The 18,298-nt window shown below is 73.1% G+C and carries 18 protein-coding genes; 6 read left to right on the top strand and 12 right to left on the bottom strand.

Annotated features, from left to right (window positions below; all coding sequences use genetic code 11):
* Positions 1-12 precede the first annotated feature (12 nt).
* The 3 genes from AMK18_RS14190 to AMK18_RS14180 form a co-directional block, all read right to left on the bottom strand.
* Positions 13-348, bottom strand: coding sequence for a DUF3817 domain-containing protein (locus AMK18_RS14190; protein ID WP_037785884.1), 336 nt, complete (start codon positions 346-348; stop codon positions 13-15).
* 65 nt (positions 349-413) lie between these two features.
* Positions 414-923: a MarR family winged helix-turn-helix transcriptional regulator gene (locus tag AMK18_RS14185; protein WP_026171455.1), complete on the bottom strand. Its 510-nt coding sequence runs from the start codon at positions 921-923 to the stop codon at positions 414-416.
* Positions 924-933: 10 nt separating this feature from the next.
* Positions 934-2,244, bottom strand: a complete 1,311-nt coding sequence (locus AMK18_RS14180; protein ID WP_073863044.1) for an MFS transporter — start codon at positions 2,242-2,244, stop codon at positions 934-936.
* A gap of 72 nt (positions 2,245-2,316) precedes the next feature.
* Here AMK18_RS14180 and AMK18_RS14175 point away from each other — a divergent pair, with 72 nt between their 5' ends.
* Positions 2,317-3,300 (top strand): ArsR/SmtB family transcription factor, encoded by a 984-nt coding sequence (locus tag AMK18_RS14175; RefSeq protein WP_073863043.1) that lies wholly within the window; start codon positions 2,317-2,319, stop codon positions 3,298-3,300.
* 45 nt (positions 3,301-3,345) lie between these two features.
* On the opposite strand, the gene AMK18_RS14170 is transcribed toward AMK18_RS14175, so the two are convergent.
* Complete coding sequence (locus tag AMK18_RS14170) at positions 3,346-3,639, bottom strand: MTH1187 family thiamine-binding protein (protein ID WP_018102591.1); 294 nt, start codon at positions 3,637-3,639, stop codon at positions 3,346-3,348.
* Positions 3,636-3,986 carry a DUF3817 domain-containing protein gene (locus AMK18_RS14165; protein ID WP_018102592.1) on the bottom strand — a complete coding sequence of 117 codons (351 nt, stop codon included), beginning with the start codon at positions 3,984-3,986 and terminating at the stop codon, positions 3,636-3,638. The genes AMK18_RS14170 and AMK18_RS14165 overlap by 4 nt, the downstream gene beginning before the upstream one ends.
* Before the next feature lie 259 nt (positions 3,987-4,245).
* Here AMK18_RS14165 and AMK18_RS14160 point away from each other — a divergent pair, with 259 nt between their 5' ends.
* Genes AMK18_RS14160 through AMK18_RS14150 form a run of 3 tightly spaced genes read left to right on the top strand, consistent with a single transcriptional unit; the run spans position 4,246 to position 6,289 of the window.
* Complete coding sequence (locus tag AMK18_RS14160) at positions 4,246-4,878, top strand: AIM24 family protein (RefSeq protein ID WP_018102593.1); 633 nt, start codon at positions 4,246-4,248, stop codon at positions 4,876-4,878.
* On the top strand, positions 4,878-5,528 hold the full coding sequence (locus AMK18_RS14155; protein ID WP_018102594.1) for an AIM24 family protein: 651 nt from the start codon (positions 4,878-4,880) through the stop codon (positions 5,526-5,528). The genes AMK18_RS14160 and AMK18_RS14155 overlap by 1 nt, the downstream gene beginning before the upstream one ends.
* On the top strand, positions 5,525-6,289 hold the full coding sequence (locus tag AMK18_RS14150; RefSeq protein ID WP_018102595.1) for an AIM24 family protein: 765 nt from the start codon (positions 5,525-5,527) through the stop codon (positions 6,287-6,289). Before AMK18_RS14155 ends, AMK18_RS14150 begins: the two co-directional genes overlap by 4 nt.
* A 34-nt stretch (positions 6,290-6,323) precedes the next feature.
* Here AMK18_RS14150 and AMK18_RS14145 read toward each other — a convergent pair whose 3' ends face one another.
* Positions 6,324-7,544 carry an RNA-guided endonuclease InsQ/TnpB family protein gene (locus AMK18_RS14145; protein ID WP_198956993.1) on the bottom strand — a complete coding sequence of 407 codons (1,221 nt, stop codon included), beginning with the start codon at positions 7,542-7,544 and terminating at the stop codon, positions 6,324-6,326.
* Positions 7,545-7,821: 277 nt separating this feature from the next.
* Between AMK18_RS14145 and AMK18_RS14135 the strand changes: the two genes are divergently transcribed.
* The gene (locus AMK18_RS14135; protein WP_018102598.1) at positions 7,822-8,289 is read left to right on the top strand and encodes a MarR family winged helix-turn-helix transcriptional regulator; all 468 of its coding nucleotides are present in this window, start codon (positions 7,822-7,824) and stop codon (positions 8,287-8,289) included.
* 5 nt (positions 8,290-8,294) lie between these two features.
* On the opposite strand, the gene AMK18_RS14130 is transcribed toward AMK18_RS14135, so the two are convergent.
* Positions 8,295-9,746, bottom strand: a complete 1,452-nt coding sequence (locus AMK18_RS14130) for a sensor histidine kinase (protein WP_073863040.1) — start codon at positions 9,744-9,746, stop codon at positions 8,295-8,297.
* Positions 9,743-10,402 carry a response regulator transcription factor gene (locus AMK18_RS14125; protein ID WP_073863039.1) on the bottom strand — a complete coding sequence of 220 codons (660 nt, stop codon included), beginning with the start codon at positions 10,400-10,402 and terminating at the stop codon, positions 9,743-9,745. Before AMK18_RS14125 ends, AMK18_RS14130 begins: the two co-directional genes overlap by 4 nt.
* Positions 10,403-10,528: 126 nt before the next feature.
* On the opposite strand from AMK18_RS14125, the gene AMK18_RS14120 reads away from it, so the two are divergent.
* Positions 10,529-10,885 carry a PepSY domain-containing protein gene (locus tag AMK18_RS14120; protein WP_073863038.1) on the top strand — a complete coding sequence of 119 codons (357 nt, stop codon included), beginning with the start codon at positions 10,529-10,531 and terminating at the stop codon, positions 10,883-10,885.
* Between the two features lie 259 nt (positions 10,886-11,144).
* Here AMK18_RS14120 and AMK18_RS14115 read toward each other — a convergent pair whose 3' ends face one another.
* From AMK18_RS14115 to AMK18_RS14100, 4 genes are all read right to left on the bottom strand, one after another.
* Positions 11,145-13,379, bottom strand: coding sequence for a protein kinase domain-containing protein (locus AMK18_RS14115; RefSeq protein WP_073863037.1), 2,235 nt, complete (start codon positions 13,377-13,379; stop codon positions 11,145-11,147).
* Between the two features lie 54 nt (positions 13,380-13,433).
* Entirely contained in the window at positions 13,434-15,854 is a 2,421-nt protein-coding gene (locus tag AMK18_RS14110; protein ID WP_073863036.1) for a protein kinase domain-containing protein, read from the bottom strand.
* 152 nt (positions 15,855-16,006) lie between these two features.
* Entirely contained in the window at positions 16,007-16,966 is a 960-nt protein-coding gene (gene meaB, locus AMK18_RS14105; protein WP_073863035.1) for a methylmalonyl Co-A mutase-associated GTPase MeaB, read from the bottom strand.
* Between the two features lie 32 nt (positions 16,967-16,998).
* A complete protein-coding gene (locus AMK18_RS14100) occupies positions 16,999-18,201 on the bottom strand; it encodes an acetyl-CoA C-acetyltransferase (protein ID WP_073863034.1) in 1,203 nt (400 codons plus the stop codon).
* Between the last annotated feature and the right edge of the window lie 97 nt (positions 18,202-18,298).

Raw genomic sequence — 18,298 nt, 5'->3', positions numbered from 1 at the left:
GGTTCGGCGAGGTCAGACGTTCGCGGGGGCCGCGGGCGTCGCGTCGGCGACCAGCGGCTCGACCTCGCGGACGACCTTGCGCTCCACGAAGAACGCGGCCGTCGGGATCGTGCCCGAGAGCAGCACCCAGGCCAGCTTGCCCAGCGGCCACTTCGCCTTGGAACCCAGGTCGAAGGCGAAGATCAGGTAGATGATGTACAGCACGCCGTGGATCTGGGAGACGACGAGCGTCAGACCCTCGCCCTTGTCGAAGCCGTATTTGAAGATCATGCACACGCAGAGGATCAGCAACATGACGGCGGTGACGTAAGCCATCACCCGGTATCGGGTCAGCACACTGCGTTTCATGCCCACGAGCGTAACCGGACGTCCGGGGCGATCTTGCAGCGGGCCGGGCACCGGAACGGCGCCTCTCAGATCTCCTCGAAGTCCTGCGCGGCGATGCGCAGGGGCCGCAGCAGGGCGAAGATCTCGGCGCACTCCTCGGCGTCGTACACCCCGAGTCCGAACTCCATCGCGACCAGGTCCCGGGTGGCCGATTCCACGACCTCGCGGCCCTTGTCGGTGATCGAGGCCAGCGTGCCCCGGCCGTCGTTCGGGTTCGGGCGCTTGTCGACCAGGCCGGAGCGCACCAGCCGGTCCACCGTGTTCGTCACGGACGTCGGGTGGACCATCAGCCGCTCGCCGATCTTGGACATCGGCAGCTCGCCCGCCTTGGAGAAGGTGAGCAGCACCAGCGCCTCGTACCGCGCGAAGGTCAGTCCGTACGGCTTGACGACGGCGTCGACCTCGGCGAGCAGGATCTGCTGCGCCCGCATGATCGAGGTGATCGCCCCCATGGACGGGACCGGGCCCCAGCGCTGCTGCCAGAGCTCGTCGGCGCGGGCGATGGGATCGAAGGGAAGGCTGAGCGGCTTCGGCACGGCCACGACCTTACCCATGGGGAACTTGTCGGTCCTCCCCGTCTCGCACTTCGGTCCGGCTCCCGGCAACGGGTGCGGTTCTGCGGACCTCCGCGACCAGCGGGAGCAGGCAGAGCGTGCCGAGGACGGCCGCCCCCGCGACCACCTGGTGCACGGGGAAGAACTCGGCGGCGAGCCCGGTGAGCGCCATCCCGACGCCCTGGAGCGTCATCAGCCCGGCGGTGAGCAGGGTCATGGCCCGCCCGCGCAGTTCCTCCGGCACGGCGGCCACGAACCACTGGTCGAGGCCGATGTTGTACGCGGACGAGGCGCCGACCACCACCAGCGCGGCGGCCGCCGCCGCGACGCCCGGCGTCAGCGCGTACACCGCGAGGGGCAGCAGCCCGGCGACGGCCAGCGGCAGCACGATCCGCTCCCGGGTGCGCGGGCGCAGCGCGGAGCCCGCGTACAGCTCGGCGGCGATGTGGCCGACGGGCATGGCGCACATCAGCAGCCCGAGCGCGGCCGGGCCGACGCCGATCTCGTCGGCGTACGGCGCCGCGACCGCCTCCGGGGCGACGACGAACAGCGGGGGCAGCCAGAACAGCAGCATCAGCGCCCGCAGGCGGCGGTGGCCGAGGACCAGCCGGGCGCCGGACAGGGACTCCCGCAGCAGTCCGGCGCCTCCTTCGCGGGCACGGGCGGGCCGGTCACGGGTGCCGAGGCGCAGCAGCGCCGCCGAGCAGAGGAAGGTGGCGACGGTGATCGTGATCGCGCCGCGCGGCGTGAGCACGGTCAGCAGCACCCCGCCGACGCCGAAACCGGCGAGCAGCGACCCCTGCGAGATGATCCGCAGCAGCGAGCGCCCCAGCACGAACAGCTCGCCCTCGCCGAGGATGTCGGTGAGCGCGGCCATCCGCGTCCCGGTGAAGACCGGCGAGACGGCGGCGACCAGGCAGCGCAGCACCAGCAGCCCGGCGACCGGGGTGCCCGGCAGCACCATCACGGCGACGCAGACCGCGCAGACCAGGTCGCAGGTGACCAGGACCCGGCGGGCCGGGTAGCGGTCCGCGATCCCGGCGAGCAGGGTGCCGCCGACGAGGTACGGCAGCATGCCGAGCGCGAAGGTCAGGGCGCTGAGCAGGGGCGACGAGGTGAGGTCGTAGACGAGGACGGTGAGCGCCAGCTCGCTGACGACGACGCCGAGCAGCGAGAGCAGATGCGCGGCGAACACCGCCCGGAACTCGCGTACGGCGAAGACGGCGCGGTAGCCGCGAGGGGTGGACGGGGTGTCCGCCGTGTCGTGGACGGTGCCCTGCGGGCGGGTGCTGTTGCTCGGCATGGCGGCAGCTTGGAGGAGCCGGTACCTCGCTCCGTAGACTTTCGGCTGACACCGAATCTTCCCGGGGCCGCCATGCCGTTCCACCTGCATCTCGACGAGAACGATCTGCTGCGCTGCCGGTTCGCGCTCTCCCCGCTCTGGGAGACGCAGGCCGCCGTGCGTACGCTGCTGCGCCCGCGGCGGCACGGGTACCACCAGCCCTGGCTGCGGCGCATCAAGGGCGCGGCCTCGGGGCTCGATCTGCGGCCGCTGTGGTCGCTGATGACCGACGGCGGGCACAATCCGGACTTCCTCTGCCCGCCTCCCACGGGGCCCTACGTCGCGTTCGAGGACGAGATCGCGGCCGTACGCGCCACCGACCCGGAGCTGGTCGCCCAGGACCTGAAGCTGACGCTGGCCGACCGGCCCGGCGGCCCGCACTCCCCCGACGGCCGGGCGCTGCTCGCCGACCCGGCACGGACCCTGCGGGACCTGGCCGATCTGCTCGAAGAGGCCTGGCGGACGCTGATCGAACCGGACTGGTCGCGGCTGCGCGCCCTGCTGGAGGCCGATGTCGCGTACCACTCGCGACGGCTGGCCGAGGTGGGATTCGCACGGCTTCTCGGGGAGTTGAGCCCGCAACTGACGTGGACGGACTCCACCCTGACCCTGGTGGGGATGCGCGGCCGGCACTCCCGGGTGCTCGGCGGGCAGGGCCTCGTGCTGATCCCGAGCGTCTTCGCCTGGCCGGACGTGGTCAGCGGTTACGAGCCGCCCTGGCCACCCGCCGTGATCTACCCGGCGCGCGGCATCGGGGGCCTGTGGACGGAGCCGGGCGCGAGTACCCCTCAGGCGCTGGCCCGGCTGCTCGGGCGGGCGCGGGCGGACGTGCTGTGCGCGCTGGACGAGCCCGCGGGCACGAGCACGCTCGCCCACCGGCTGGGCCTGGCGGCGTCCTCGGTGTCGGCGCATCTGTCGGTGCTGCGGGCGGCGGGGCTGCTGACCTCGCGGCGCTACGGACACCAGGTGCTGTACGAGCGGACGCCGCTGGGGATCGCGCTCGCGGTGCCGGAATGAGGAGAGCCCCCGCCGGTCCGGCAGGGGCTCATGGGCGGTGCGGGGTCACTGCGCGAGGTAGCGCTCGACCGTCTCGACCTTGGAGGTCAGGCCGTCGGTGACCCCGGGGCGGATGTCCGCCTTCAGGACCAGGGAGACCCGGCCCGCCCGCGCCTCGACGGCCGCGACGGCGCGCTTGACGACGTCCATGACCTCGTCCCACTCCCCCTCGATGGAGGTGAACATGGCGTCCGTGCGGTTGGGCAGCCCCGACTCGCGGACGACCCGGACGGCGTCGGCGACGTACTCGCCCACGTCCTCGCCGACCCCGAGCGGGCTGACGGAGAAGGCGACGATCATGCGCTGACCGTGCCTTCGCGGCGGGCCCGGGCGGCGATGACGCTGTCCGCCTCGTAGCGCTTGAGCACCTTGTCCCCGTACAGACCGCCGAACGGCAGCACGCACAGCAGGAAGAAGAACGCGACGCGCTTCAGCGGCCACTTGGTCTTCGCCCACACGTCGAGCAGCAGCACGACGTAGATCACGAAGAGCACGCCGTGCAGCATGCCCAGCGGCATCATCAGGAAGTCGATGTCGGAGACCCGGCTGAGCACCGAGCCGAAGAGGATCAGCGCCGGGAAGGACAGCGCCTCGGGAATCGAGATGAGGCGCAGCCGGTGCAGGGCGGTAGCGGTCTTGATGTCCACGGGGGCACCTTCGGTGGGAGGGTCGTGACAGCTTGTGAACGCACGCACAAGCGGCACCCATTGTGACATCGCGGGCGGGCGGCTCCGGCGCCGGGTCCGGACGGGCCGCCGGCCCCGGCGCCCGTCGCTCCGTAAGAAGTACGTCCCCATCGCGTCCGGATCCCGTACCGGATGCGTATCAGGGGCGGTCACGGGCGCCCGATCGCGTGGCTGCCCCTGTTCCGGCGGCGGTGGCTGCGGTTATTTTCGCCGGGTGGCAATGTTCCGGCTTGAGGGAAACAAGACGCTCGCCGTCGATCTGGCAGGCGATGCCGTCAAGGCGAAGAACGGCTCGATGGTCGCGTACGAGGGCCAGATGACGTTCAAGAAGATGACGGGCGGCGGTGAGGGACTGCGCGGGATGGTGACCCGCAGGCTGACCGGTGAGTCGATGGCGGTGATGCAGGTGACCGGCCAGGGCACCTGCTACTTCGCGGACCGGGCGAGCGAGATCAACCTCGTCTCGCTGCACGGCGACAAGCTGTACGTCGAGGCGAGCAATCTGCTCTGCACCGACGCGGGCCTGCGCACCGGCACCACGTTCACCGGCCTGCGCGGCGGGGCGACGGGCAACGGCCTGTTCACCACCACCGTGGAGGGGACCGGCCAGGCTGCGATCATGTCGGACGGCACGGCCGTGGTGCTGCGGGTCTCCCCGCAGTACCCGCTGTTCGTGGACCCGGGCGCGTACATCGCGCACCAGGGCAACCTCCAGCAGAACTTCCAGTCCGGGGTGAACTTCCGGACGCTGATCGGCGAGGGCTCCGGCGAGTCCTTCCAGATCCGGTTCGAGGGCGACGGACTGGTCTACGTGCAGCCCAGCGAGCGGAACACGATCGGGGGGAACGTCTGATGCCGTTCCGTGAGATCAACTCGAAGATGGTCGAGGCGACGGTGGTCCCCGGCCAGAAGATGTTCAGTCAGCGCGGGGCGATGCTCGCGTACCGGGGTGAGGTGGCGTTCACGCCGAACATCCAGGGCGGCCAGGGCGGCATGATGTCGATGATCGGCCGCCGGATGGCGAACGAGGCGACCCCGCTGATGACGGTCGAGGGCAACGGCACGGTGATGTTCGGCCACGGCGGCCACCACATTCACGTGATCAACCTCTCCGGGGACACCCTCTACGTGGAGGCGGACCGGCTGCTCGCCTTCGACGGGACGCTCCAGCAGGGCACGATGTTCATGGGCTCGCAGGGCGGGGTGATGGGCATGGTGCGCGGCCAGGTGACCGGGCAGGGCCTGTTCACCACGACGCTCAAGGGGCACGGGGCGGTGGCCGTGATGGCGCACGGCGGGGTGATCGAGCTGCCGATCACGCCGGGCCGCGAGGTGCACGTCGATCCCCAGGCGTACGTCGCCCACCACGGCGACGTACGCAACAAGCTCTCCACCGCGCTCGGCTGGCGCGAGATGGTGGGGCGCGGCTCGGGCGAGGGCTTCCAGCTGGAGCTGAGCGGCAGCGGTGCGGTGTACGTCCAGGCGTCGGAGGAGAAGCTGTGAACGGGCCCGTGGTCTTCGACCCGATGACGCTGCCGGCGGACGACAACGTCAACGCGTACACCTTCTGTGTGGAGCTCAAGGGGAGCCAGTGGTTCCTCCAGAAAGGCAAGATGATCGCCTACTACGGGCAGATCAACTTCGACGGCATCGGGCACGGCCGCTTCGAGCGGCTGGTCCGGTCGAGCTTCCACTCCCCGCTGCACGCGAGCGACTGGGTGGTGGCCGAGGGCAGCGGCAAGATGCTGCTCGCGGACCGGGCGTTCGATGTGAACTCCTACGACCTGGACGACGGGAACCTGACCATCCGGTCCGGCAACCTGCTCGCGTACCAGCCGTCGCTGGCGCTGAAGCAGTCGATCGTGCCCGGCTTCCTGACGCTGATCGGCACGGGCAAGTTCGTCGCCGCGTCCAACGGACCGGTGGTCTTCATGGAGCCCCCGCTGCGGGTGGACCCGCAGGCCCTGGTCGGCTGGGCGGACTGCCCGTCCCCCTGCCACCACTACGACCACGGCTACATGACCGGCCTCCTGGGCGGCCTGCGCGGGCTGACCGGGATCGGCGGCGCCTCGGGCGAGGAGCACCAGTTCGAGTTCGTCGGCGCCGGTACGGTGCTGCTCCAGTCCTCCGAGGAGCTCATGGCCGAACAGGCGACGGGGGCGGTGCCGCAGCAGGCGGGGGTGCCGGGCGGAGGCGCCGGACCGGGGCAGACGCCCCGGGCGCCCGGTCAGCTGGGGGACCTCCAGCGTCGCTTCGGTTTTTGAAACCTCCCCTCCCTGGCGGGAGGGGATTCCTGGCTCAGGCCGCCTGCCGGAGCGACGCCCCGGCAGGTCTTCCACCATCAGCACCAGCCGGGTCGAGACCAGCCCGGACGAGCATCACGCGTGCGGAGTTCTTGTCCCTGGGAGACACGGCTCCGCACGCCGTGCACGCGTAGGTTCGTTCGGACAGGGGCAGTGCGTGCTTGGTTCTCGCTCCGCACTGTGCGCAGTCCATCGTGGTGTGCGCCGGGTGCACCAAGTGCACGACGCGGCCATGTTTACGGGCCATCGCGATCAACGCGGTCTTGGTCGCACCGATCGCCGCGTCAGCGGCCTTGCGGGCCATCGTGGACTTGGCGAGGAACTTGGGGCGGAAGTCCTCGACAGCGAGCTCGTCGAAGTCGCGCACCACCTTCTTCGCCCACTTACGGCCGACGTCCTGGCGCTGCCGGGCGATCTTCTTGTGTACCTTCGCCGCCGCACGACATGCCTTGCGGTAGCCCTTCGATGCGGCCTTTCCTCGCGCGGGCTTCCGCCTCGCCATCTGCTTCTGGTGTCGGGCGAGCTTCGCGGCAGCGCGCTTCCCGTGCTGCGCGTGAGGAAGGTCGTGCGGGTCGCTGGTCGTGGTGGCCGTCTCCCTGACGCCCCAGTCGATACCGATCGCCCGGTGGGTATCAGGAAGCGGCTGGATTCTGACGGCTACGACGAACGAGGCGTACCAGTGGCCGAGGCTGTCCCGGAAAACGCGCACAGACGTGGGGGCGGCAGGGAGATCACGGGACCACACCACCGTCAGCCCGATGCCGCCCGCGAGGTGGAGACGCCCGCCCTTCAACCGAAATCCCCGCCGGGTGTAGTTCAGCGAGGGGAGCGCATCCCGCTTGCGCTTGGCACGGGGCATTCTCGCGCGCTGCCGCATCGGCAACCCCGCCTTGATGTCCCGCAATGCCTTCGTGCGGGACTTACCGAAGTCGCGGATGATCTGCTGCTGCGGCACCGACGAGCCTTCGCGCAGCCACACCGTGGCAGCGCGGGCCTCGGTCAGCATCTTGTCGAGCCGCGCCGGGCCGCACGTCGGTCTCCCGGCATCGGCCGCGTTCAGGCCGTGGACCCTGCGGGACACCGCCACGCACTCGTTCCACACCCACCGGCAGCGCGCCCACTCGGCCTCCAGCTGGGCGAGCGCGCCGGATGAGACGCGGAGCCGGTAGGTGTACCGGACCTGCCCGGCCCCCTCGCCGGCAACCGCTGTCGTCATGATCCGCAACGTAACAGTCCGCACTGACAACGAAAGAGCGTGCAGGTCAGGGGAGATGCGCAGAGAGCTCCGGCGCTCCTTGACCCCGCGACGGGAACCCGCTTCTCCGTTCTCCGGATGACCGGGCATCCTGGCGGCCGTGGAGTGAACGGTAGTCTGCGGAGTGTGACATCGAACGTCTGCGCCCCGGTGCGGGCCGCCCGTGCGGGTGGTGCGGTGCCGGGTGTCACACCTTCACACTTCGTCCGGCTTTCAACTTCTTAGGTAGAATCCATACATGGAGACCGAGACGGCCACCCGCTGGCTGAGCGACGCCGAGCAGTGCGCCTGGCGCACCCACCTGGACGTCAGCAGGCTGCTGATGCACCAGCTGGAGAAGGACCTCCAGCCGTTCGGGCTGACCAACAACGACTACGAGATCCTCGTCAACCTCTCGGAGTCGGACGACCGCCGCATGCGGATGAGCGACCTCGCGGGGGCGACCCTGCAGTCCAAGAGCCGGCTGTCGCACCAGATCACGCGCATGGAGAGCGCGGGTCTTGTGCGGCGGGAGAACTGTGAGTCGGACCGGCGGGGGTTGTACGCGGTGCTGACGGAGGAGGGGGCGGAGACGATGCGGCGGGTGGCGCCGCACCATGTCGCTTCGGTCCGCAAGCACTTCATGGATCTGCTGTCGCCGGAGGCGCTGGCGGAACTGCGGGCGGCGTTGACGCCGGTGGCGGAGCATTTGCGGGGACAGCGGTAGGGGGCCTACCTGTAAGCCCCTCCGGCGATTGAGGAGCGGAGGTTCGGGGGCAGCGCCCCCGGGTGGGGCAGCCGTAGTTCGAAGCGCGCTCCCGACACCGTGAGGGTGCCGCCGTGGTGCGTGGCCACGTCTCGGGCGATGGCCAGGCCCAGGCCCGCCCCGCCGTCGTCCCGGGCCCGCGCCTCGTCGAGGCGGACGAAGCGCTCGAAGACGCGCTCCCGCTCCGCATCCGGCACCCCGGCCCCGTCGTCCGTCACGGCGACGAGCACCTCCCCCGCGTCCCGGGCCACCGTGACGGACACCGCACGCACCGCGTGCCGCTGCGCGTTGTCCAGCAGGTTGCCGAGGACCCTGGCCAGGCGGGCGCGCGAACCGGTCACGTCGAGGCCGCCGTCGCTCACGGACACCGTGACCGGGACGCGGTCGCCGACGCGCTGGGACACCTCCTCGCGGACCAGCGCCCCCAGGTCGAGCCGCGTGAGCCCCGCCCGCTCCCCCGCGTCAAGGCGGGCCAGCAGCAGCAGGTCCGCGGCGAGTGCCTGGAGGCGTACGGTGTCGGCGACCGCGCCCGGCACGTCCAGCAGCTCCGGGTGCGCGGCGCCCACCTCCAGCTGGGTGCGCAGCGAGGCGATCGGGCTGCGCAGCTCGTGCGAGGCGTCGGCCACGAAGCGCCGCTGCCGGCCGACGGACTCCTCCAGCGCGGCGAGGGTCTCGTTGGTCGTACGGGCCAGCCTCGCGACCTCGTCATGGGAGCCCGGTTCCGGCACCCGCCGGGCCAGGTCCTCGGACGCGGTGATCGCCGCCATCTCGCGCCGGATGCCCTCCACCGGGCGCAGGGCCCGCCGGGTCACCAGCCAGGTCACCCCGGCGACGACCAGGAGCACCACGGGCAGCCCGGCCAGCATGGCCGAGCGCACGCTGTCCACGGCCCGCCGCTCGGCGGCGAGCGGGGCGCCCGCGTGGACGGTCAGGGTGCGTCCCGCCGGGTCCGTCGCCTCGACCGCGGCGAACCGGTAGTCGGCGCGGTCGCCGTCCACGGTGGCGGTGCCGTTGCCGAAGTCCGGTTCGTCCGTGGAGACCTCGCCGCGGCCCGGGTCGTCGTCGCCGTCGCGGTCGTCGTGGTCGTCGTCGCCCGTCCCGGCCGTCCCCGACGCGGCGACCCGGTCCGTGCCGGTGCCGGATATCGACTCCAGGTCCTTGGATACGGCGACCACGCGCCCGTCCTCGTCGGTAACCTGGACCGGGTGCTCCTCCTCGTCCCCCGTGTCCAGCTCGGCGTACGGCACACCGAGCGCCAGCTGTCCGGCGACCTCCCGGGCCGCCACCTCGGCCTGGAGGCCCGCCTGGTCGGTGAGGTTGGCGCGCAGAACGAGCAGGACGGCGAGCCCGGCGGCGCCCAGGGCCAGGGCGACGACCACGGTGGCGCCGAGCGCGGCCCTGGCCCGTACCGACCTCACAGCGCCTCCAGCCGGTAACCGGCGCCCCGCACCGTGCGGATGGCGGCCGCGCCGAGCTTGCGGCGCAGGGTGCTGACGTACACCTCGACGATGTTCGGGTCGCCGTCGTACGCGAAGTCCCAGACGTGCTCCAGGATCTCCGCCTTGCTCACCACCTGACCGGCGTGCAGGGCGAGTTGTTCGAGCACCGCGAACTCCTTGGCCGTCAGGGCGATCTCCTCGCCGTCGAGGTGCAGGCGGCGGGCGGCGGTGTCCACGCGCAGGGCCCCCACGGTGACCACCGGTGAGCCGGTGCCGCCCCGGCGGCGCAGCAGGGCGCGGACCCGGGCGACCAGCACCACGTAACTGAAGGGCTTGGTCAGGTAGTCGTCGGCGCCCGTGTCCAGGCCCTCCGCCTCGTCGTACTCGCCGTCCTTCGCGGTCAGCATCAGCACCGGTACGTCGTGGCCCGCGGCGCGCAGGGCGGCGCAGACGCGGTAGCCGTTCATCCCGGGCAGCATGATGTCGAGGATCACCAGGTCATAGGCGCCGTCCGTCGCCCGGTGCAGGCCCTCGGCCCCGTCGTGCACGACGTCCACGGCGAATCCCTCGGCGGTGAGCCCCCGGGCCAGGGAGATCGCCAGCCGCTTCTCGTCCTCCACGATCAACAGGCGCATGCGCCCAGCGTCCCAAACGGAAGCTGAAGACGGTTTCAGGTGGCTTCAGGCTGCGTTCAGGGTGGCGCGGGCAGTGTGGGAGGCGTCTCAGTTCGGTGATTCTTATCGATTCCGGGAGGAAACCTCATGAAGCGGAAGATCGTGATCGGTGTGGTGACGGCGGTGCTGATCGGTGGTGGGGCCGCCGGCGCGGCGGTCGCCGTGGGGGGTGACGACGACCGGGCCGCGCCCGCGCGGGTTCCGGCCGGGGCGAAGGCCGTGCCCGGCACGGTGACGGAGGCGGAGCTCGATGAGGAGGACGGGCGGCTGGTCTGGGAGCTGGAGGTGTACGGCTCCGACAAGGTGTGGCATGACGTGACGGTGGATGCGGAGAGCGGGAAGGTCGTCGGGAGCCGGGTGGACCGGGACGAGGACGGGCGCGGGGCGCCTCGGGGTGGGGTCGTGTCGTTGGACGACGCGGTGAGGGCGGCGACGGGGGGCTGACCCCGGAGCGCGGCGCCTGCGGCGGGCCTTGTCCCCTCCCCGCCCCTTCCCGAAACCGGGGCTCCGCCCCGGGCCCCGCTCCTCAAGCGCCGGAGAGGCTGGATTTCGGGGCTCCGCCCCGGACCCCGCGCCTCAAACGCCGGCGAGGCTGATCTTTGCCTCTCGTCGCCGCACATCTGCGGCGGCAGGAGCGAAAATCAAGCCCCTCCGGCGATTGAGGAGCGGGGGTGCGGGGGCAGCGCCCCCGCTGCAGCCCGGGTCACGGGGCGTACGCCGACAGGACCGTGCCGTTCTCGAAGCCCGCGAGCACCGTGTCGCCCTGGGCGACGAAGGACACCGTCGCCGGGTCGAAGCGTTCGAGCGCCGGCTTCGGCCAGCCCTTGACCTCGCCGCCCCTCGGCAGGACCTCGCCCTCGGACGTGAGCGGTACGGCCCCCGGGCCGTAGCCCTGCACGATCATCGCGCGGTCGCCGACGATGAACGGGGCGCCCGACTGGGCCATCGCGTCGTCGCAGTCGCAGGTCGACCACCGCGTCTTGCCGGACGCCAGGTCCACCCCGAAGATCCGGTTCCGGCTGCTGACCACGACCGTGCCGTCGGACGCCAGGGCGGGGCGGTACGCGAGGTCCACGCCGGGGACGAGCGTGCGCCGTTTTCCGGGGGACGTCACGTCGGCCACCGTCAGGCCGTCCGGGCCCGGGCACAGGAGCCGGCTCCCCTTCAGGGCCGGGGTGCGGCACGGTGTCCCGGACTCCGCGACGCGGGAACCGTCCGACGCCCTCAGGACCGTCACCGCGTCGCCCGCCGCGACCAGGCGGCCGTCGGCCAGGAGGAGTTCGGGGGTGTCGGACGGCTCCCGCCACTCCTTGTCCCAGAGCCGGGCGCGGTCACCGGTCAGGCGGCGCGCGGTCAGCCGGCCCGTCGCGGCGCCCCGCGCCTTCGTGGCGTAGTACAGGGTGTCGCCCGACTGCACGGAGTCCGCCGCGGCCACCCCGTCCGGCAGCGGTTCGCGCCACTTCTCGGTGCCGTCGGACAGCGCCCGCGCCACCAGGGCGCCGCCCTCGAAGGCGTACACCGTGCCGTCCAGGACCGCCGCCACCGACGTGGGCCCGGACGCCGTTCGCGCGCCGCGCCACAGCCGCTTGCCGTCCGCCGACGCGAGCGCGGTGATCCGGCGGGGGCCCGCGCACACCACGGACGTACCGGCGTACACGCAGGCGACCGGGCCGTCGTCCACCTGGGTGTGCCAGGCCCGCCAGCCCTCCGGGCGGGTGGAGACATCGGCCGCCGCCGTACCGAAGTCACCGGTACGGCCCGGGTCCGCGCCCGGGAAGACGACCTGGCCGGCGCCCCCGGCGGACGCCGTCGGCCAGGCGGCCCCGGACGCGTCATCCGGCCCGTCGTCACCGGAGAGGAGCCCCGGGAGGAGCACCGCGCCCAGCGCGACGCACGCCGCCCTCGCCAGCGCGGCGAGCCCGAGCCGCAGCCGCCTGCCGCCCTTCCGGGCCCCCGGCACCGCCACCGGCACGACCGGGGTGCGGGCGAACGCCGGATGGTGGGGCGGGAGCGGCGGGGCGGCCGGGGGCGGTGCCGCCGCCCGTGCGCAGGCGTCGGCCGCCGCCGCGTGGGCCGCCAACTGCCCCCGTACCGCATCGGTCCACGGGAACGCGCCCGGCGCGGGCCGCTCCGGCAGCAGCAGGTCCGCCAGGCGGGCGGGGGTGGGCCGGGCCGCCGGGTCGGTGCGCAGGCACGCCTCGATCAGCGGGCGCAGGGCCGGCGGTACGCGGGAGAGCTCGGCCTCGCCCCGCGAGATCCGGAAGATCACGGCGGCCATGTCGGAGTCGTCGAACGGCCCGCGCCCCGTCGCCGCGAACGCCAGTACCGCGCCCAGGCAGAACACGTCGGACGCGGGCACCAGGGCGCGGGAGCCGTTGACGTGCTCGGGCGAGATGTAGCCGGGGCTGCCGACGACGACGCCGGTCCGGGTGAGCTGCGTGGCGTCGAACGCCTGGGCGATCCCGAAGTCGATGACCTTGGGCCCGTCCGGGCCGAGGAGCACATTGCCCGGCTTCAGGTCGCGGTGCAGGACGCGTACGGCGTGCATGTCCGCGAGGGCCAGGGCCAGACCGGCGCCGAGGGCCCGGACCACCGGTTCGGGGAGCGGTCCGCCCCGGGCCACCGCCTCGGCGAGCGAGGGTCCCGGGACGTACTCGGTGGCCAGCCACGGCAGCCGGGCGCTCGCGTCGCCGCCCACCAGCGCGGCGGTGTGCGGGCTGCGGACGGCCTCGGCAGCGGCGATCTCGCGGCGGAAGCGGACCCGGAAGCCGTCGTCCAGGTCCAGGTCGGGGCGGACCGTCTTGAGGGCGACGAGGGCCGGCGGGCCGGCCGCGGGCCGGGCGAGGAACACCTCGCCCATGCCGCCCGCGCCGAGCAGCCCGAGCAGCTGGTACGGCCCGGTCAGCCGGGCCCGGCCGGGCGGCAGCGGCTGGATCACGGTGCGCTCTCCTCCGTGCGGGGTTGCGGGCGGTGTGCGGGGGTGACGGGCGGTTCAGTCCGGCAGGCGTACGGAGACCGCCGTGCCGTCGTCGTACACCACGTGCACCACCCCGCCCACGGGCAGCACCCGGGGCGGCAGCAGTTCCTTGCCGAATTCGATGCCCTGGGCCCGGTCGTAGTCGGGGGTGGCGCTCGGGCCGGGGGCGCCGGGGACCTCGGTCTTCCTCAGGGGACCGAGCGTGCCGTCGGGGCGCACGGCCACCGTGTACAGCGTCGCGGTGTCCGCCCAGACCACCGTGTCGGCGACGATCAGCGGGGCGGAGACCGGGTTGCTCGTCCCCTCCTCGGGGTGGACCGTCACCGGGAAGCGGCCGAGGGTGCGGCCGTCCGCCCGGCTCACCACGTCGATCTCGTCGGGCACGCTCTCCACGTACTCGTCGCCCCTGCTCAGCACGACCACCCGGTCGTCGACGGCGGCCAGCGTGGCGCCGGAGACCAGCCCGACGTCCAGCTTCAGCCGCCCCGCGGACCTGAGGTCGCCGGCCGTGAACCGCAGCACGGCGACGTCCTCGCCGAACCCTGAGTCGCCCTCGTCGTTGGGCGTGAACGTCGCGCAGAAGGCGGAGGCGCCGCGCACCCGCAGGTCCGCGCAGCCGGAGTTCGTGGACTTCTGGGTGGCGTCGCCCCGGGCCGTGCCCAGCAGCCGGCCGTCCCCGGGGCGGAAGGCCTTCGGGCCCTCCAGGCCGATCGCGTACACCACCTCGCCGTCCGTGGCGACGGGCCAGAAGTTGCCCTTCTGCGCCATGGCGATGTCCTCCTCCGCCAGCCGCTTCCGCCACTTCTCGGCGCCCGTCCTCCGGTCGTACGCGGCGAGTTCGGCCCCTCCGGAGGCCGAGGCGGCGGCGAAGACGAGGTCGCCGACGACCAGCGGCGCGCTCTCCAGGGACAGGGCCGCGCCCGCCCTGGTCTCCCAACGCCCCTTTCCCGTACGGGCGTCCAGCGCGTGGAGGCGGTCGCCGACGGCGAGCAGGACGGTGTCGTCGTACACCGTGGGCAGGGTGGCCCCGGCCGGCATGAAGAACGCGCCGCTGGGCCCGTAGCCCGCCTGCCGGCCGGACATCTCCTGGCCCGAGTCGAACGTCCACAGGTGGTGCCCGTCGGCGGCCGACAGCCCCTCGTACGTGCCGTCGAGCAGCCGGCACACCAGCACGTCACGCCCCGTCGCGCAGCCGAGCGGGGGCTCCGCGAACGCGCCCCGCCACGGCTTCTTCCAGCCGGTGGGGCGTACGTCACGGCCGTACGGGACGGTCCCCGACGCGTCCGGGCCGCCCCTCTCGCCCACGCCCGCCACCATCGGCGCCGTCCCGGGCGCACCGCCGCCGCGCTCGCGCCACCCCAGGTACCCGCCGGTGGCCGCCCCCAGCACGACCAGGGCCACCAGCGCGGCCGCGAGCCCCCGCCTCGGGCGCCGCGCGGGCGCGGGAAGGCCAGGGCCCTGGGTGGGGGCGAGGTGGACCGGGTGGGGCGGGGCGGCCGGGACCCCCGTCGCGGCCTGGGTGGGCGTGTAGCCGGGCAGCAGGGGCCCGTCCAGCGCGGTGACCCGGGCCAGCTCCCGGCCGTACTCCGCGATCTGCGCGCCGACCTGGGCGGGCCAGCCGGAGGCGGCGCCGGGGGTCAGCCGTTCGGCGAGGGCGGCGGCGGTGGGGCGGGCGGCCGGGTCGGCGGTGAGGCAGTCGTCCAGGACCGCGCGCAGCCCGTCCGGCACGTCCGCGAGGTCGGCCTCGACGTATTTGACGCGGTACAGGACGGCCGCCACGGGCCCGTCGCCGAAGGGGTCGCGGCCGGTGGCGGCGAAGCAGAGCACGGAGGCGAGGCAGAAGACGTCGGAGGCCGGGACGACGCGTCCGCTGCCCGCGACGTGCTCCGGGGACATGAAGGCGGGGCTGCCGACCATCCGGCTGGTCGTGGTGAGCGGGGTGGCGCCGGTGTCCCGGGCGATCCCGAAGTCGATGAGCCGGGGCCCGTCGGCGGCGAGCATCACATTGCCCGGCTTCACGTCCCGGTGCACGATCCCCGCCGCGTGCACGGCCGCCAGCGCGCGGGCGAGCCCGGCGCCCAGCAGCCGTACCTCGGCCTCGTCCAGCGCGCCCGCCCCGCGCACGGCGGCGGAGAGCGTCGGCCCGGCCACGTACGCGGTGGCGAGCCAGGGCACGTCGGCGTCGGCGTCCCCGTCGAGCAGCGGGGCGAGGTGGGGGCCGGTGACGGACCGGGCGACGGCGATCTCGCGGCGGAAGCGGTCGCGGAAGCCGGGGTCCTGCGCCACGTCGCGCCGGACGGTCTTGACGGCGGCGGGCGCGGTGGAGCCGCCCCGGTCGCCGAGGAAGACCTCCCCCATGCCGCCCGCGCCCAGCCGGGCCCGGATCGTGTACGGGCCGATGGCCCTGGGCGAGTCGTCCCTGAGCGGACCGAGCATGTGGCACTTCCCCCCTCGTGCGCATGACCGGCGGCCATCCTGCCACGGGGGTACGGGAGTTGAGGCGGGTACGGTCCTCTCGGACGCGGCCCGCACGCGGCGTACGGGTCCTCCCGGGGCGCGGCCCGTACGCCGCGTCCCGGGAGTGGCCGTCAGCTCTCGCCCGTCAGTCCCGCCACGAGTTCGTCCGCCGCCGCGTACGGGTCCAGGTGACCGGCCACGATGCGTTCGGCCAGGGCGTCCAGGCGGCGGTCGCCGTGCAGGGAGCCGATGCGTTCGCGGAGGCGGGTGACCGCGATCGTCTCGACCTCGCGGGCGGCGCGGGCCGCCCGGCGTTCGCCGAGGACCCCGCGCTCCTCCATCCACGCCCGGTGCTTCTCCAGCGCCTCGACCACCTCGTCGACGCCCTCGCCCCGGGCGGCGACCGTCTTCACGATCGGCGGCCGCCAGTCGCCGGGCCCCCGGGACTCCCCGAGGCCCAGCATGTGGTTGAGCTCGCGGGCGGTGGCGTCCGCGCCGTCCCGGTCCGCCTTGTTCACCACGTACACGTCGCCGATCTCCAGGATCCCCGCCTTCGCGGCCTGGATGCCGTCGCCCATGCCGGGGGCGAGGAGGACGACCGAGGTGTCGGCCTGCGAGGCGATCTCCACCTCGGACTGGCCGACGCCCACCGTCTCCACCAGGACCACGTCGAAGCCCGACGCGTCCAGCACCCGGATCGCCTGCGGGGCCGCCCAGGCGAGGCCGCCGAGGTGGCCCCGGGTCGCCATGGAGCGGATGTAGACGCCCGGGTCGGAGGCGTGGTCCGACATCCGGACCCGGTCGCCGAGCAGCGCCCCGCCGGAGAACGGCGAGGACGGGTCGACGGCGAGCACCGCGACCCGCTTGCCCTGCTTCCGGTACGCGGAGACGAGCGCCGACGTCGACGTGGACTTGCCGACGCCCGGCGAACCGGTCAGGCCGACCACGTACGCGTTGCCCGCCAGCGGCGCCAGGGCCGCCATCACCTCGCGCAGTTGCGGCGAGGCCCCCTCCACCAGGGAGATGAGCCGGGCCACCGCCCGGGGTCCGCCCGCGCGGGCCTGCTCCACCAGGGTGGGGACGTCCACCATCACCGCTCCGTTCCGCTCGTTCCCGTACCGCTCTACTTGCCCGGCACGCGCAGGATCAGCGCGTCGCCCTGGCCGCCGCCGCCGCACAGTGCCGCCGCACCGGTGCCGCCGCCGCGCCGCTTCAGCTCCAGCGCCAGGTGCAGCACCACGCGGGCGCCGGACATGCCGATGGGGTGGCCGAGCGCGATGGCGCCGCCGTTGACGTTGACCTTGTCCGAGGTGACGCCGAGGTCCTTCATGGACTGGACGGCGACGGCCGCGAACGCCTCGTTGATCTCGATGAGGTCCAGGTCCTCGACGCCGATGCCCTCCTTCTTCAGGGCGTGCCGGATGGCGTTGGACGGCTGTGACTGGAGCGAGTTGTCCGGGCCCGCCACATTGCCGTGGGCGCCGATCTCGGCGATCCACTCCAGGCCCAGTTCCTCGGCCTTGGCCTTGCTCATGACGACGACCGCGGCGGCGCCGTCGGAGATCTGCGAGGAGGTGCCCGCGGTGATCGTGCCGTCCTTGGCGAAGGCCGGGCGCAGCTTGCCCAGGGACTCCGCGGTGGTCTCGGGGCGGATGCCCTCGTCCTTGGAGAAGAGGACCGGGTCGCCCTTGCGCTGCGGGATCTCGACCGGGGTGATCTCGGCCTCGAACAGGCCGTTCTTCTGGGCGGCGGCGGCGCGCTGGTGGGAGAGGGCACCGATCTCGTCCTGCGCGGCGCGGTCCAGGCCGAGGCGGGTGTTGTGCTTCTCGGTGGACTCGCCCATCGGGATGTTCTCGTAGGCGTCGGTCAGACCGTCGTACGCCATCGAGTCGAGCATCTCGATCGCGCCGTACTTGTGGCCCTCGCGGGACTTCGGGAGCAGGTGCGGGGCGTTCGTCATGGACTCCTGGCCGCCGGCCACGACGACGTCGAACTCACCGGCGCGGATGAGCTGGTCGGCCAGGGCGATGGCGTCGAGCCCGGAGAGGCACACCTTGTTGACGGTGAGCGCGGGGACGTTCATCGGGATGCCGGCCTTGACCGCGGCCTGGCGGGCGGGGATCTGGCCCGCGCCGGCCTGGAGCACCTGGCCCATGATCACGTACTCGACCTGGTCGCCGCCGATTCCGGCCCGGTCCAGCGCCGCCTTGATGGCGATACCGCCGAGGTCCGCGCCGGAGAAGGTCTTCAGGGAGCCGAGGAGCCGGCCCATGGGCGTCCGCGCGCCCGCGACGATCACGGAGGTGGTACCGGTCGTTCCTGACATGAGGCACAGCCCCTTGGAGTAGATGTGAACGAGGGTTTACTTGAATGTACTGAGCGGTACCCGCCCCGTCATCCGCCCGCGAGTGTGATCGCGCGCA

Origin of the sequence: Streptomyces sp. CB01249 (assembly GCF_001905735.1) — a bacterium.
Taxonomy (GTDB): domain Bacteria; phylum Actinomycetota; class Actinomycetes; order Streptomycetales; family Streptomycetaceae; genus Streptomyces.
The sequence above is the reverse complement of the archived record's forward strand: the minus strand, read 5'-3'. Positions and strand labels throughout refer to the sequence as shown.